At 35.2% G+C, this 16,277-nt stretch carries 13 protein-coding genes, 1 riboswitch and 1 other annotated feature; of the genes, 1 reads left to right on the top strand and 12 read right to left on the bottom strand.

The features are described 5' to 3' along the window. Window positions 1–7: 7 nt before the first annotated feature. From RPL90_RS07600 to hutH, 6 genes are all read right to left on the bottom strand, one after another. Window positions 8–919 carry a DUF2232 domain-containing protein gene (locus RPL90_RS07600; protein WP_313547430.1) on the bottom strand — a complete coding sequence of 304 codons (912 nt, stop codon included), beginning with the start codon at window positions 917–919 and terminating at the stop codon, window positions 8–10. A 196-nt stretch (window positions 920–1,115) separates the two neighbouring features. Then, on the bottom strand, window positions 1,116–2,084 hold the full coding sequence (metX, locus tag RPL90_RS07595; RefSeq protein WP_313547428.1) for a homoserine O-acetyltransferase MetX: 969 nt from the start codon (window positions 2,082–2,084) through the stop codon (window positions 1,116–1,118). Between the two features lie 60 nt (window positions 2,085–2,144). Then, window positions 2,145–2,244, bottom strand: a riboswitch (SAM riboswitch). 109 nt (window positions 2,245–2,353) lie between these two features. Next, window positions 2,354–2,683, bottom strand: coding sequence for an AzlD domain-containing protein (locus tag RPL90_RS07590; protein ID WP_313547426.1), 330 nt, complete (start codon window positions 2,681–2,683; stop codon window positions 2,354–2,356). Next, window positions 2,680–3,375 (bottom strand): AzlC family ABC transporter permease, encoded by a 696-nt coding sequence (locus tag RPL90_RS07585; protein WP_313547424.1) that lies wholly within the window; start codon window positions 3,373–3,375, stop codon window positions 2,680–2,682. The genes RPL90_RS07590 and RPL90_RS07585 overlap by 4 nt, the downstream gene beginning before the upstream one ends. Window positions 3,376–3,574: 199 nt before the next feature. Further along, complete coding sequence (gene serS / locus RPL90_RS07580; RefSeq protein ID WP_313547422.1) at window positions 3,575–4,861, bottom strand: serine--tRNA ligase; 1,287 nt, start codon at window positions 4,859–4,861, stop codon at window positions 3,575–3,577. 58 nt (window positions 4,862–4,919) lie between these two features. Next, window positions 4,920–5,113, bottom strand: a binding site (T-box leader). A gap of 60 nt (window positions 5,114–5,173) precedes the next feature. Next, window positions 5,174–6,676 (bottom strand): histidine ammonia-lyase, encoded by a 1,503-nt coding sequence (hutH, locus tag RPL90_RS07575; RefSeq protein ID WP_313547420.1) that lies wholly within the window; start codon window positions 6,674–6,676, stop codon window positions 5,174–5,176. Between the two features lie 291 nt (window positions 6,677–6,967). On the opposite strand from hutH, the gene RPL90_RS07570 reads away from it, so the two are divergent. Continuing rightward, a complete protein-coding gene (locus tag RPL90_RS07570) occupies window positions 6,968–7,780 on the top strand; it encodes an NAD(P)H-hydrate dehydratase (RefSeq protein WP_313547418.1) in 813 nt (270 codons plus the stop codon). 159 nt (window positions 7,781–7,939) lie between these two features. Here RPL90_RS07570 and gyrA read toward each other — a convergent pair whose 3' ends face one another. The 6 genes from gyrA to dnaN all read right to left on the bottom strand — a co-directional run bounded on the left by gyrA (window position 7,940) and on the right by dnaN (window position 16,050). After that, complete coding sequence (gene gyrA / locus RPL90_RS07565; protein WP_313547416.1) at window positions 7,940–10,606, bottom strand: DNA gyrase subunit A; 2,667 nt, start codon at window positions 10,604–10,606, stop codon at window positions 7,940–7,942. A 34-nt stretch (window positions 10,607–10,640) separates the two neighbouring features. Further along, window positions 10,641–12,593 (bottom strand): DNA topoisomerase (ATP-hydrolyzing) subunit B, encoded by a 1,953-nt coding sequence (gene gyrB / locus RPL90_RS07560; protein ID WP_398573858.1) that lies wholly within the window; start codon window positions 12,591–12,593, stop codon window positions 10,641–10,643. 12 nt (window positions 12,594–12,605) lie between these two features. Then, on the bottom strand, window positions 12,606–13,721 hold the full coding sequence (gene recF / locus RPL90_RS07555; RefSeq protein WP_313547412.1) for a DNA replication/repair protein RecF: 1,116 nt from the start codon (window positions 13,719–13,721) through the stop codon (window positions 12,606–12,608). Beyond that, window positions 13,718–13,951, bottom strand: coding sequence for a S4 domain-containing protein YaaA (gene yaaA / locus RPL90_RS07550; protein WP_313547411.1), 234 nt, complete (start codon window positions 13,949–13,951; stop codon window positions 13,718–13,720). Before yaaA ends, recF begins: the two co-directional genes overlap by 4 nt. 145 nt (window positions 13,952–14,096) lie before the next feature. Then, entirely contained in the window at window positions 14,097–14,792 is a 696-nt protein-coding gene (locus RPL90_RS07545) for a DsbA family protein (RefSeq protein WP_313547410.1), read from the bottom strand. A gap of 127 nt (window positions 14,793–14,919) precedes the next feature. Continuing rightward, complete coding sequence (dnaN, locus tag RPL90_RS07540) at window positions 14,920–16,050, bottom strand: DNA polymerase III subunit beta (protein WP_313547409.1); 1,131 nt, start codon at window positions 16,048–16,050, stop codon at window positions 14,920–14,922. Window positions 16,051–16,277 lie beyond the last annotated feature (227 nt).

Here is a 16,277-nt window from a genome sequence, read left to right as displayed (position 1 = left end):
CCTCACATTATTTTTTAATGATACCTTTTAAGTTAAATGCTAAATCAATAAACCCTATTAAAACTACAATATGTGTGAATGGCGTTAAAATTGTCCCAATGACCATTAACACTACTGTTAAAGATGTTGGCATGCCTTTCGCTTTGCCAAAGAAATGTATTAAACTTAAACCTTGCAAATACATACATAATGATAACACAATTTCAAAATTCAATACGATACTTTGGAAAGTACCCGCTTTAGACGCAAACATAACACAGAGCAGTGTAATAACGTATAAAATAAGTAAAACCTTATTCATTTGCCATGCAAATAACGGTTTAAATACTGGTGTTGCTACTTTAAATTTGCGTAATATTGGAAATGTAATAATTAGGTTAATTAAGATAAGTAGAAATATCGTTATAATAACGTAGCTAGGTAGTTGAACTGCAAGTTGGCGGAAGCCTTCTCCTATCGTATTTTCGTAGCCATTCTGCACACCACTTTCCTCAATGGTTTGTAACATTTGAGTTCTTAATGGTTTCATTAGCATATCTACTGTTGGTATTTTATTAAGCGCTTGTAAAATCATAAAAGCGACCAATGAGATGATACTGATAAATGTTGTAGTTACGTATAAAATACGTTCTTTTGATGTACGTTCTTTTAATAATTGGCCTACTAAAAAACTAACAATTAATATTAAGACCATCGTACTTAATACGAATATATTACCTAACAAAGTGGTTAAAATTACTGTAATTACAGCGGTCAATCCAAAAGATTCTTTAGATTTATGCCATAGTACTATGCCTGGTATTGTCGCAAACAAGCATAATACAAAACCAAGTGGCGGTAATATATGTAAGACTAAAGCAACGATGATGAGTGAGATAATACTCAAAATAGTAGCTTTAGGTTCAATTTTTGAAAACAAATTTTGCCACTCCCATACTTTTTGACTGTATTACTATTCTAACCTCTTTAGAAATTTTATACAATTATTGATAATTTCGATTGAGTAGGTCAAATTCCATTCATAACATGAACAATTCTTTTCTTGAATCATCAGTCAACGAAAAAAAGCGCTTAGTTTACTTATTACAGTAAATTTAGCGCTTTTTTTTATAATTTTATTTACGTTTAAATTTAGAAACTTTTAAGAAATGATACAAATTGGGTGCCCAATCGTTAAAGTTTAGTAAAAACCCGTCATGGCCTACATTGTCAGGTACAAAGAAATGACGATGATATTTAAATCGCTCTCCTACTGCACGTACTAGATCATCCGGATACAATAAATCATCCGTAAAGCCCATCGTTAAAACTTTAGTATCTAAAGATTTAAATACTTCGGTAACGTCCGTACGATCTCTATCGATATCATGACTATCCAAGACGTCCAGGAGTGTTAAATAACAGTTGCGATTAAAGTTTTCTTTAAATTTATCACCTTGATGTCGTTGGTATGCTACGACTTGATCTGGTGAAAATCGTTTATCATAACTTTTAGATGAGCGATACGTTAAAAAGCCTAGTTGTCGTGCAATACTCATGCCTTCTTTACAAGCTAACTGAATTGATTGACGTGCAATTTCATTAAACGCACGACTATAAGAAGAGGTCTTATCCGTAGCGGCAAGTATGACTGCCTTCTTCACATCAAATTGTCTATTATATAACAATTCCATAGCTTGCATACCACCAAGTGAACCGCCGATTAATATATCAATCTGTGAAAATCCTAACGCTTTGATACCAACCTCTAATGCGCGTACAACATCTCTTAAAGTTAGTTTTGAAGGAAAATCATCATCTATTAATGCGGAACTTGAACCAAATGGACTACCAATAACATTAAAAGTTAAAAATTGGTAATCGTTAATTGGCATATAACCACCATCAATAATTTCGCGCCACCAGCCATGATCTTTGTCCGTTCCATACGTCACATGGTTACCTGTCAGAGCATGACATACTAACACGAGCGGTTGACCTTTGAAGCCTACATGTTCATAACGTAATTTTAAATTTGATATTGTTTCCCCTGATTCTGTTTCAAACGGTCCTAATTCTAACGTGTCTACAGTATAATTTGTCATGTTCGACCTCCTACTAACTTAAAAACCCTCTCACTCGATATAAGTAAGAAGGTTACTGGTTACTTATCATTCGAATATCTTCGTTGGTTTTAGCACCGTACTCGATAGCCGGTTGCTGAAGCATCTATGGGCCAAGTCCCTTAGCTTCTCAAAATAAGATTTGATTTAATTTATTAGATTTATTTTTTCGAAACACCCATACTATAGATATCGAAATTTTCTATTAATTTCATTCTAACGAATAACGCTTACTACTTCAATGTTTAACATTAAAATAGTAAACGTATAAGCGCCATTATAAAAATACCGGCAATTATAGTTATTGTGAGGCTTCTAGATATAAATGCCACTAATACAGTTGGAATGATTGTTACTAAAAATGGAATATTAATGGTATAACCAAATTTACCGCTGTGTTGTTCGATGACGCCATCGATAATCAGTGCAGTAAACAATGTAATTGGAATAAACGATAACCATTTTACGACTTTTTCCGATAAATGAACACGCGTAATCAACATAAATGGTACCACCCTAGTTAACCACGTGACCACACCACATAAAACGATGATGATTAGCATATGTAGCGTCATACTCATTGGGTCATCACCACCCCTAGCGTAGCGGCAAGTACCGAAGATAAAATAATAGCTATGTATGTAGGCATAAATAAACTAAATAAAAACATCATTACAATGACACATACGATTAATACGATATAAGTCATAATTTGAGAACGTTGTACTGTTTCAAATTGTGAAATTGCTAAAAAGATAAACATACCAGTAATAGCAAAATCTAAACCGAGTGCATCTGGATTGTGGATATATTTACCAAAAATGGCGCCAACAATACATGATATAGTCCAAAATAAATATGCCGTTAAATTAAGTCCATGTAACCAGCGATCATTTATCTGTTCCCCTTTTAAATGGGGTGTTATCGCAACACCAAATATTTCGTCAGTAACTAATGTTGCTAATCCTAAACGATTAAGCCAACCATAATTTTTATATTGGGGAGCTAATGTCATGCTTAATAAAAACATCCTCGAATTAACTATAAAAGTCGTTAGCACAATTGCAGTGATAGGTGTACCAGCAATCACTAAACTACAAATAATAAATTGTGCTGCACCGGCATAAACGAGTAAGCATAATAAAATTATTTCTATAAGACTAAATTTAGATGCTACCGCAACGATTCCAAAAGAAAGTCCCACACCTGCATAACCTAATAATGTAGGCACACATTCTTTAACACCTTGCCTAAATGTTAAATGCGAAGCCATATACTACCCCTCCCCTGCCTGAAAGCATATTATTGATAGTCTAATACAGAATATTAACGTAAGCAATAAAGTAAGTCTTCCGTTTGTGTGAGGTAAGACAAGCGAACCACTAAAAATCGCTATATTTTAGCCTCCCCTACCCTATTAAACAAGCGTTCCATCTCGTAGACGGAACGCTTGTTATAGCTATAATATACTATTATTTAACCACTGGAGCTATTTTAGTTTTACCACCCATAAATGGTACAAGTGCTTCAGGAATTGTAACTGAGCCATCTTCATTTTGATAATTTTCAACGATAGCTGCAAATGTACGACCTACCGCTAACCCACTACCATTTAATGTGTGAACTAATTCTGGCTTAGATGCTTTATCTCTTTTGAAGCGGATATTCGCACGACGTGCTTGGAAATCTGTAACGTTTGAACAAGAACTTATTTCTTTATAATCATCATAGCTTGGTAACCAAACTTCTAAATCATAAGTTTTACTTGCACCGAAACCGATATCTCCAGTACATAAAATCACGCGACGATAAGGTAATCCTAATTCTTCTAAAATAGCTTCCGCGTGCAGCGTCATTTCTTCTAAAGCATCCCATGAATCTTCAGGTTTTTCGTAACGGACCATTTCTACTTTATCGAATTGGTGTAAACGAATTAACCCTCTTGTATCTCTTCCAGCTGAACCCGCTTCACTTCTATAACAAGCTGATTGCGCCGTAAATTTCTCAGGTAAGACATCGGGACCAATAATTTCATTTCTATAGTAGTTAGTTAATGGTACCTCAGCTGTCGGAATAGTATATAAACCTTCTTTTTCGACTTTAAATAAGTCTTCTTCAAATTTAGGTAATTGGCCTGTACCGTACATTGATTCTGCATTAACTAATTGTGGTACCATCATTTCAGTATAACCGTGTTGTGTCGTATGTTTAGTAACCATATAGTTCATTAACGCACGTTCTAATTGTGCGCCTTCACCAGTTAAAAATACGAAGCGTGCACCTGAAACTTTTGCAGCACGTTCAAAATCAACCATTTTTAAGTTTTCTACTATATCCCAATGTGGTTGAGCTTCAAAATCAAATGTTCTTGGTGTTCCCCAACGTTTTAACTCAACATTATCTTCATCTGAATCACCCACTGGCACATCATCATGAATTAAGTTCGGTATAGTAGCTAAATGATTCGTTAATTGTTCGTCGACATCATTTAATTGTTCATCAAGCTGTTTAATCTGATCTCCTAATTCTCTCATTGCAGTGATTGCATCATCCGCATTTTCTTTATTACGTTTTTTCTGAGCAATCTCACCGCTTACTTTATTACGTTCTGCCTTCATTTCTTCAGATTGACTAATTAATTGACGACGTTGTTCATCTAAATTAAGTACCTCATCAACAACACTTTCACTCATACCACGCTTAGCTACTTTGTCTTTAACTAATTGAGGTTCTGTACGAAACATTCTAATATCTAACATATCGTTCATTCCTTTCGATGTTTATTTGAGTGGCACAAAAAAAGACCACATCCCTAACACAAGGGACGTGGTCACGCGTTGCCACCCTATTTAACAGCCTAATTAAGACTGCGCTCTCACTAAAATAACGGTTAAACCGATTGTTCTCATAAATAGGTAGATTCATTTTAATGCTGATTACTTGTTCGCACCAACCACAAGTTCTCTGATATCAAGCGTCTTAAAACTACTTAGCCTATGAACAATGCTTTATTTACTTAAATTAAATATAGCAAATTCAAATGTTATTTTCAAGCAACATTGTTACTCTGATTATGCATTATAAGCTCTATCACGTAAATATTGAGCAACCGCTGTAATGTCTTTATGGAATTGTCTATCTTCAGTTATCGTTGGAATGATATGTCTTAATTCATCATATTTCGCGCGTGTCTTTGGTGATAATTTTTCAATGTCTTTATGTTCCACTGCTTGTAGCGCAATAATACATTCAATCGCAATTACACTTCTCGTATTTTCAATAATATTATAACCATGACGTGAGGCTATCGTACCCATTGAAACGTGATCTTCTTGATTCGCCGAAGAAGGTATAGAATCAACACTAGCGGGATGGGCTAATGTTTTATTTTCTGATACTAAACTTGCTGCAGCATACTGCATAATCATTGCACCACTTTGTAAACCTGGTTGTGGACTTAAAAAGGCTGGTAGTCCATTATTCAATTGTGGGTTAACTAGGCGTTCTAAACGACGTTCAGCGACGTTACCTAATTCACTCACTCCTATCTTTAAGAAGTCTAAAGCAAAGGCAATGGGTTGCCCGTGGAAATTCCCACCTGAAATAACGAGCGTTTCATCGTCTTCATCAAAAATAAGTGGGTTATCGTTTGCTGCATTCATTTCAAATTCTAATTTCTCTTTAACATAGTTAAATACTTGGAAACTAGCACCGTGTATTTGAGGAATACAGCGTAGAGAATATGCATCTTGCACTCGAATCTCACCTTGTCTCGTTGTTAATTGCGATCCTTCTAACCAGTCCAACATGCGTGCTGCTACTGCAGTTTGTTCGTCAAAGTTTCTAACTTTATGTACATTCTCATTATATGCGTCTGTAATACCATTTAAAGCCTGATGCGTTAATGCTGCAATCCATTCAGCTTGTAGTGCTAAATCTTCCGCTTCAATGTAATTAATTACGCCTTGTGCAGTCATTGCTTGTGTTCCATTAATTAATGCTAGTCCTTCTTTAGCTTGTAACTGTAAAGGATGTCTATTTAAATTACTTAAGACATATCTGCTATCAACTTCTTCTCCTTGATAGAAAACATTACCTTCACCAATTAATGCTAAAACCAAATGTGCTAATGGTGCTAAGTCTCCTGAAGCTCCCAATGAGCCTTGTTGTGGAATGACCGGAATAATACGTTGATTAATAAAGTAAACAAGTTGATCGATCAGTTCAACAGTTGTTCCTGAATGTCCTTTTAATAAAGTATTTAAACGTAATACCATCATCACTAACGATACTTCTTCTCCAAATGGTTTACCTACACCACAAGCATGTGAGCGGATTAAGTTTGTTTGTAATTGTTCATATTCCCCTTGGTCAATTCTGATATCACTAAATAAACCAAAGCCAGTCGTAATACCGTATATTGTTTTTTTATTAGCGATAATATCTTCAACAATTGCACGACTTTGCTTAACACGTTGTAATGCTTCATCTGTAATCTCTACGGTTTCTCTCTCGTTTAAAAAGTTTTTAATCTGTGCAATCGTTAAATCATTTCCTGTTAATTGTAATACCATTATCCCATCTCCTCTCAATAATTAGCATGCAACTCAAAGTATACGCTTTCATTTTTAGCGTAACAATAGTTATAGCAATAGTCGTAACGTGTTATCAAATTACTGATTTAACAGGCTAAAGGAGGTTATTCACATATATGTAAAATTATTCTCCTTATTAATAAATTTTAACTATTGACTTAACGTACTTGCAGGTATATTATTTTCTATTGTATTTAAAATAAAGTAACGACATATAATGACTAAAACGACGATTTATATAACAGCATTAACTAAAAAGGAGGTTGCGTAATGGAAACTTTATCATCAGTTAGTATTCCTAAACGTAAAGATGATACGCATAAAGGAGACTACGGTAGAATCTTATTAATTGGCGGGAATGCTAGCTTAGGTGGAGCAATTATTTTAGCGGCTCGTGCGTGTGTTTATAGTGGAAGTGGCTTAATCACAGTAGCTACACATCCTAACAATCATGCAGCGCTTCATTCCCGTTGTCCGGAAGCAATGGTTATCGATATCAATGATACTAAAATGCTTACTAAAATGATTGAAAATACAGATTGTATTTTAATCGGGCCTGGACTGGGTTGTGATTTCAAAGGCAATAATGCGATTACTTTCTTATTGCAAAACATACAATCTCATCAAACACTTATTGTTGATGGTGATGCGATTACAATCTTTAGTAAATTAAAACCACAAATCCCTACGTGTCGTGTTATTTTCACGCCACATCAAAAAGAATGGGAACGTTTAAGTAGTATTCCTATAGATGAACAAGTGTACGAACGCAACCGTCAAGCTGCTAACGATATAGGCGCAACGATCGTGCTTAAAATGCATGGTACCGAAATTTATTTCAGAAATAGTGATTATAAATTACCAATTGGTACACCTGCAATGGCTACAGGTGGTATGGGCGACACACTTGCTGGCATGATTACAAGCTTCGTTGGACAATTCGATAATATTGAAGAAGCTGTTACAAGTGCAACGTACACACATAGTTATATAGGCGATTCATTAGCCGAATCTATGTATGTTGTACCACCATCAAGATTAATCAGTGAAATCCCTCATGCTATGAAAAAATTAGAACAATAATATAAAGTAACGCCTCTAATTTTGTGATTAGAGGCATTTTATTTATAGCATAGTAAGAGGGTACTCCGTCTAAAATAGCTGATATAGCTATCTTCTTTATATGAAAAAGCCTAGCAAATTAAGATAATCTGCTAGGCCTTTTTAAATTTATTATGTTTTTTATTCTTCTGTGTCATCGTCGTTATCGGCATTGTCAATATCCTCGTTAACACGATCCATAAAGTCTTGTCTTAACGCTTGAGGTTCGTTGTTATCTTCGTCTTCACCTTCAGTATGAATGGCATTACCTGGTGTATTATCTTCAACTACAGTTTCAGCTTCATTTAATGCTTGAATTTCATTACTGTCTGTAGATGCTATACTTTCTTCTGCTTTAGCTGTTTCTTCTTCTTCGTCTACTTTAGCAACAGTAGAAACTAATTGATTGTCTCCTAGACGTATTAGACGAACACCTTGTGCCGCTCTACCATTTTGTGAAATATCATGAACATCGATTCTAATAATCACACCAGAATTAGTTACAACCATCAAGTCTTCACTACCAGATACCGTTGTAATACAAACGATATCACCGTTACGTTCTGTAATAGTGGCTGTCTTGATACCTTTACCACCACGATTTGATAATCTATATTCACTGACTGGTGTACGTTTACCATAACCATTTTTAGTTACCACAAGCACTTCATCTTCACTTTCAGAGTGCGCAACGTCTAAGCCAACGACTTGGTCGCCTTCACGTATTGTAATACCTTTGACTCCTGCTGCCGTTCTACCAAGTGGTCTTAATGACTGTTCTTGGAAACGTATTAATGATGCGTGTGCAGTACCAATAAGTACGTCTTGAGAACCGTCTGTGAGACGTACCGCAATTAGTTCATCCTCATCTTTGAAACCAATCGCAATTTTACCGTTTTTATTAATGTGAGAGAAATTATTTAATCTTGAACGTTTGATAATACCTTTTTTCGTTGCAAAGATTAAGAAGTTATCTTCACGTTCCAAATCTTTAACAGCAATCATCGTACTAATGCTTTCATCATTATCTAATTCAATAGCATTAACAACGGGTATACCTTTAGATTGACGTGAAAGCTCTGGTACTTCATAACCTTTCAATTTGTACACGCGACCTTTATTCGTAAAGAAAAGGACGTTATCATGTGTACTTAACGTTACAAGTTGGCTTACGAAGTCTTCCTCTAACGTATTCATACCTTGCACACCACGACCGCCTCGATGTTGAGCACGATATGTTGAAACTGGTAATCGTTTAATATAGTTATTATGACTTAACGTAATAACAATTTGCTCTTCAGGTATTAAATCTTCGTCTTCGATATTGTCGAAGCCACCTAATTGTATTTCTGTTAGACGATCGTCTCCATAACGTTCACGAATATCTATAAGTTCATCTCTAACGATTTGTAATAGTTTTTCTTCATCAGCAAGAATTTCTTCTAATTCTTTAATATAAGCAACTAACTCATTATATTCATTTTCAATTTTATCGCGTTCTAATCCTGTTAAACGTCTTAAACGCATATCTAAAATAGCTTGAGCTTGGCGTTCAGTTAGTTTGAAACGTTCTTGCAAGCTATCCATTGCTACTTTATCAGTTTCAGACTCACGAATTGTCGTAATAATTTCATCGATATGATCTAATGCGATTCTTAAACCTTCAAGAATATGTGCACGATCTTGTGCTTTTTTCAAGTTGTATTCAGTACGACGTCTTACGACAATTTTTTGATGTTCTAAATATTCTACAAGTGCTTCTTTTAAGTTAATAAGTTTAGGTCTACCATTAACAAGCGCAATCATATTTACACCAAATGATGTTTGTAATGGTGTTTGTTTATATAAATTGTTAAGAATAACGTTCGCATTGGCATCTTTTCTAACGTCAATGACGACTCTTACACCTGTACGTAAACTTGTTTCATCACGTAAGTCAGTTATGCCATCGACTTTTTTATCTCTAGCTAATTCCGCAATTTTTTCAATCATACGTGCTTTATTAACTTGATATGGAATCTCTGTAACAACGATACGTTGACGTCCACCGCCACGTTCTTCTATTTCGGCACGAGAACGCATTTGGATTGAACCACGTCCTGTTTCATAAGCTCTGCGGATGCCACTCTTGCCCATGATGAGCGCACCAGTTGGAAAATCTGGCCCTTGAATATCTTCCATTAACTCGGCAATCGTTACATCAGGATTATGACTTACTTTTAAGACACCATTGATAACTTCAGTTAAGTTATGAGGTGGGATATTTGTCGCCATACCTACTGCGATACCTGAAGCACCGTTAACAAGCAAGTTAGGGAAACGTGCGGGTAAGACTGACGGCTCCCTTTCATTACCATCATAGTTATCTATAAAATCAATCGTATCTTTATTGATATCACGTAATAATTCAAGCGTTATTTTAGACATACGAGCCTCTGTATAACGCATAGCCGCAGCGCCATCACCATCCATTGAGCCAAAGTTACCTTGACCATCAACTAAAGGATATCGATAGCTGAAATCCTGAGCCATTCTTACCATCGCTTCGTAAATAGATGAGTCACCATGTGGATGATATTTACCCATTACGTCACCAACGATACGTGCTGACTTTTTGTATGATTTATCAGGTGTCATACCTTGTTCGTTTAACCCATATAAAATACGACGATGTACTGGTTTTAAACCGTCTCTAACGTCTGGTAGGGCACGAGATACGATAACACTCATTGCGTAGTCTAAAAATGACTCTCGCATCTCACTAGTTATATTTCGTTCATTTATTCTTGATTCAGGTACTTCAGCCATCAAGATATCCTCCTTCAAAAATCAGTTCATTGTTTTAGAAATCTAAGTTAGCATAGACTGCATTGTCTTCAATAAACTGTCTACGGTTTTCCACGACATCACCCATTAACATTTCGAATGTTTGATCGGCGTTAATTGCATCTTCCAATGTCACTTGTAACATTGAGCGATTTTCTGGATTCATTGTAGTTTCCCACAACTGGTCCGCATTCATCTCACCTAAACCTTTATAACGTGCGATAGACCATTTAGGTGATGGGTCTAATTCAGCTTTAAGCTTATCTAATTCACGCTCATTAAAGACATAATATTTTTGTTTACCTTGCGTTAATTTGAACAATGGTGGCTGTGCAATATATACATAGCCCGCTTCAATTAACGGACGCATGAAACGATAAAAGAATGTTAATAATAACGTTCTAATATGCGCACCGTCGACATCGGCATCTGTCATAATAATAATCTTGTGATAACGTGCTTTACTTAAGTCAAACTCGCCACCAATGCCAGTACCAAACGCAGTAATCATTGAACGAATTTCGTTGTTATTTAAAATTCTATCGAGACGTGCTTTTTCAACGTTAAGAATTTTACCACGTAAAGGTAAAATCGCTTGTGTTTCAGAGTCACGACCTGATTTGGTAGACCCCCCGGCAGAGTCACCCTCTACGATAAAGATTTCACTACGGTTAGGATCTTTACTCGAACAGTCTGCAAGTTTACCTGGCAAGCTTGAAACTTCTAAGGCAGTCTTACGACGTGTAACTTCACGCGCTTTTTTAGCAGCAATTCGTGCTCTAGACGCCATAATCCCTTTTTCAACAATAATGCGTGCTACATTAGGATTTTCGTAAAGGAAACGTTCGAATAGTTCAGAAAATAATTTATCGACAACTTGACGTACCTCAGAGTTACCTAATTTCGTTTTGGTTTGTCCTTCGAATTGAGGATCACCATGTTTAATTGATACTACGGCAGTTAAACCTTCTCGCGTATCTTCACCTGAAAGTCTATCTTTGTCTTCTTTGATAATTTTACTTTTAATGCCATAACTATTTAAAACACGAGATAACGAGCGTTTGAAACCATCTTCGTGCGTTCCACCTTCATACGTATGAATATTATTAGCATAAGTTAATAAGTTCGTTGTGAAGCCATTGTTATATTGTAAAGCTATCTCAACTTCGATATCATCTTTTGATTCATGTACATATATAGGCTCCGGATGAATAGGCTCTTTGTTTTCGTTAAGCATTTCTACGTATGATTTAATACCACCTTCGTAGAAATAAGTATCTTCACGTTGCTTGCCGTCTTCGTCTTTCTCTGATTCACGTTCATCCCTTAACGTAATTGATATACCTTTATTTAAAAACGCTAATTCTCTAATACGTTGTTGTAATGTTTCGTAATTATAAACAGTAGTTTCTGTGAAGATGGTAGGGTCTGCTTTAAAACGAATAACAGTACCTGTATTATCATCGTCTGTTTCTCCAATAACTTTTAAGTCAAACTGTGGAATACCTTTTTTATAAGCTTGGTGATATATTTGATTGTCTATGTGTACATAAACTTCTAAATCTTCGGATAAAGCGTTTACTACAGAAGAGCCTACACCATGTAGACCACCTGATACTTTATATCCGCCACCACCGAATTTACCGCCGGCGTGAAGTACAGTTAAAATAACTTCGACTGCTGGACGTCCCATTTTTTCTTGGATACCTACAGGAATACCACGTCCATTATCTGTTACTTTAATCCAATTATCTTCTTCAATCACAACTTCAATTTGGTCTGCGTAACCAGCCAATGCTTCGTCAATACTGTTGTCAACGATTTCCCACACTAGGTGGTGAAGTCCTTTTTCTGCAGTAGAACCAATATACATCCCTGGTCTTTTACGTACCGCTTCTAGACCTTCTAATACTTGAATTTGCCCAGCATCATAATTTTCCGTGTTGTTCACATCTGACAATGTGTTCACCTTCACTTTCTGTTACTTAATAATTTCGCCTTGATTAATACGATATGTTTTCGCATTCGACATGATTTCATGATCTATACCATCTATTGATGTCGTAGTAACGAATGTTTGTACTTTGTGCTGTATTGTACTTAACAAATGTGACTGACGAGAACTATCCAATTCACTCAATACATCATCTAGTAATAATATGGGATATTCACCCACTTCAATACGCATTAACTCTATTTCTGCTAGCTTAATTGATAAAGCAGTTGTCCGTTGTTGACCTTGGGAACCATATGTTTGAGCGTCCATACCATTAACATCAAACGCTAAATCATCTCTATGTGGTCCAAATAGGCATACGCCTCGATCCTTCTCACGCTCCATATTATCGTTGAGCATGGTTAAGACTTCCTCGGTCAGGTCAGTCTCACTTTTATTAATATCGGATAGCTTTAAACTTGGTAAATAGCGTAAACCTAAACGTTCTCGGTCATCAGTTATACCAGCATGAATAGGTTGTGCAAGTGATTCTAATTCTTCAATAAACTTTTCACGACGCAAAGTGACTTTCAACGCATATGTAGCAAATTGTTGATTTAATACTTCTAGCATAGTGCTATCTGTCTTTTGCCCATATTGTAATTGCTTTAAGTAATTATTTTTTTGTTTGAGAATGCGTTGATATTGCGCTAAATCATTTAAATAAACAGCTGATATTTGTCCTAATTCCATATCGATAAATCGTCGTCTAATTTGTGGAGATCCTTTGACGATATTTAAATCTTCAGGCGCAAATAACACCACATTTAAATGACCAACATATTGTGTTAGTCGACTTTGTTCTAAGTGATTGATTTTAACTTGTTTACCTTTTTTGGTGATAAACATCGTAAGTGGCATTTCACCATATCTGTAACTTAACTCTCCCTCTATTTTAGCATACTCCTTGTCAAAACGTATGAGTTCTCTGTCATTAGATGTACGATGACTTTTAGCGAGCGCTAAAGTATAAATGGATTCGAGTAGATTGGTTTTACCTTGCGCATTTTCCCCAATTAAAATATTAACTTCTGGATGGCACTCTAACTCAATCTGCTCATAGTTACGATAGTTTTCCAGTTGGAGTGAGGTTAGTTTCATTCTGCACCTTGATGTAAAATGAGAAATGAACCTACTTCCGGTATATCAATTCTATCTTGGTGGTTCAGCTTTTTACCACGACGTGTCTCTAATTCGTCGTTAAGAAATATTTCGAATTCATTTAAAAACCATTTAGCTTGGCCTCCAGATTCGATAATACCTTCAGTTTTGAGAAATTGTCCTAAAGTGATGTCACCATCAACAACTATTTCTTCAACCAAATCAATCACTCCATTTCATTTCTTTAAGGTCATCTACTTATTATACCTTTTTTTAAGCAAAATTTCATGTAAAACAAGGCTAAAATGAATAGTTATTTTGAATTTTAATTTATTGTGCCTAATATGTGCTGAAAACATTGATGCTTAATGCATTTCAGCGATTTTTTGTCGTATTGTTCAACGCAGTAATGATCTCTCTCTTAAGTGCCTTGTAATCTGTTATATTTTCGCTACGTTTTTGGTTAATATATAAAACCGGTACTTGATCTATATGAAGTTCGTGCGCTAACTCATGACTATGATTCAGCGCTTGCGGTTTCTTAATTAACTTTTTCAATATTTGTGAAGATGAGTGATCTAATTTCAGTTGATCTATGAGCAGTAATAAATGTTGTTGATAATGTGTTGTAGTTATTTTATTTAATTCAGAGGCTTTTGGAGAAGCAGTATATATTTTGTGATGTAAATCCCAATATTTATATTTATTAAGCGTATATAGCTTCTGAGACACGTTAGAATTAATATATGATATTTCATTGGGGAATGGAACGTCTATGTATTGAAATTGTACCTGTGGATTATTTTTAAAATCTTTTTCTAATCGCAAAACGATATCACGATCAAATCGTTTACAATGTGAGCATAAATAATTACCAAATTGCGTTATTGTCACTCTTGCTTTGTTATGCCCCCATGACGGAATTACCTGCTTTGTCGTATTAATCGCTTGAGCCAAGCGTTTACCTTCTTTGTTGAAATTTACATGCTGCTTGGATTGAAAGATGACAATCGCTGCTAAAATGACGACTGTAACACTTAAAAATAAAGTTAATTGTATTCTAGAAAACAATTAAAATCACCAACTTTAATCAATTATTTTACTTGTTACACGTCATAGTGACCTGATTTACTCTAAAAATCTATAAAAAAATAGCGCTCCAAAGTATCAACTTCGAAGCACTATTACCTATTTCAAATTAATAAGTTCTGATTGGTAAAATTAATTGTGTTACAGAATCATCATCTTTAGGTTTTAAAATAAATGGTTTCATTGTGCCGAAAAATTCAACTTCAACTTCGTCATTGTCGATGGCTTTTAGTGCATCCATCATGTATTTAGAGTTGAATGAAATTTTTAAATTGCCACCCTCTACATTACTTGCCTCTACTTCTTCTTTTACGGTACCTATTTCTGGTGAAGTTGATGATAATTCAACTAATTCATTACCAGTACTTAATTTAATCACATTATTGCCGCCTTCTCTTGCTAATAAAGAAGCGCGATCAATGGCATGATAAAACTCACCATTATTTACACCTAATTTGATTTCAAAGTTCTCTGGGAATAAGCGTGAAGTATCTGGATAATGACCTTCTAATAAACGTGAAATAAAGTTCACATTGCCAACTTTAAATAGTACTTGGTTGGAGGCAAAGAATATATCTATATCATCATCGCTGTCGCTCATAATTTTATTTAATTCAGATAATGCCTTACCTGGAATGATGACATTTTTATTTTCACTATCTTCTTCTAAGCCTACTTTTCTTACTGCCAAGCGGTGCGAGTCAGTAGCAGTGCATATTAATTCATTATCTTGTATAAGCCAATTGACACCCGTTAGTACTGGACGTGTTTCTGAGGTGGACACTGCGAAATTGGTTTGTGCAATGATGTTTTTTAAGACCTTTACTGATAATTGAATAGCATCTTCGCGTGATACTTCTGGTAGTAAAGGATATTGATCTGGATCTAAACCACTTAAATTGAATTCAGAATGACCTGAAGTAATTAATGTTTGGAATTGATCGTTTGTTGATAATTTTACTTCTTTGCCTGGAAGTTTTTTAATGATATCAACGAAAAAGCGACCTGGTAATACGACTGAACCTGTTTCAGCAATAGAAACAATATCTTCTCCATCAATTTGTTTAGGTATTGTAATTTCGATAGATATTTCTGAATCAGAACCTGTAAGTATTACGTCGTTTTCTTTAGTGTCAATTTTAATACCAGTTAATATTGGTAATGTTGTTCTTGGTGAGATGGCTTTTAGTGCATCATTAAGTTGGTTTATGAAATAGTCTCTTCTAATAGTGAATTCCATCTTTAATTTAAACTCCTTCCAGTCGTTTATATATAAATTATATAGGTTTTAAAACCGTAGTAATAGTAGTAGGGCTTGTGAATTAGTGGATAAGTCTAATAATCTTTTTGGTGGCACAGTTTAGCTTATGTGGATAAACTGTGTATACTGTGTATGACTTATTCACATTACCCACAGATAACAAATTTAATAATACGCTATATTTATTCCTCAGCATAGGTTTTTTA

This window comes from Staphylococcus kloosii (genome assembly GCF_032139365.1).
Lineage (GTDB): Bacteria > Bacillota > Bacilli > Staphylococcales > Staphylococcaceae > Staphylococcus > Staphylococcus kloosii_A.
The sequence above is the reverse complement of the archived record's forward strand: the minus strand, read 5'-3'. Positions and strand labels throughout refer to the sequence as shown.

Excerpts from the sequence above, each read along its gene's own strand:
- recF (WP_313547412.1), bottom strand. The coding sequence starts at position 13,721 with ATGAAACTAACCTCACTCCAACTGGAAAACTATCGTAACTATGAGCAG.
- serS (WP_313547422.1), bottom strand. The coding sequence starts at position 4,861 with ATGTTAGATATTAGAATGTTTCGTACAGAACCTCAATTAGTTAAAGAC.
- gyrA (WP_313547416.1), bottom strand. The coding sequence starts at position 10,606 with ATGGCTGAAGTACCTGAATCAAGAATAAATGAACGAAATATAACTAGT.
- RPL90_RS07570 (WP_313547418.1), top strand. The coding sequence starts at position 6,968 with ATGGAAACTTTATCATCAGTTAGTATTCCTAAACGTAAAGATGATACG.
- RPL90_RS07585 (WP_313547424.1), bottom strand. The coding sequence starts at position 3,375 with ATGGCTTCGCATTTAACATTTAGGCAAGGTGTTAAAGAATGTGTGCCT.
- hutH (WP_313547420.1), bottom strand. The coding sequence starts at position 6,676 with ATGGTATTACAATTAACAGGAAATGATTTAACGATTGCACAGATTAAA.
- metX (WP_313547428.1), bottom strand. The coding sequence starts at position 2,084 with ATGACAAATTATACTGTAGACACGTTAGAATTAGGACCGTTTGAAACA.
- dnaN (WP_313547409.1), bottom strand. The coding sequence starts at position 16,050 with ATGGAATTCACTATTAGAAGAGACTATTTCATAAACCAACTTAATGAT.
- RPL90_RS07590 (WP_313547426.1), bottom strand. The coding sequence starts at position 2,683 with ATGAGTATGACGCTACATATGCTAATCATCATCGTTTTATGTGGTGTG.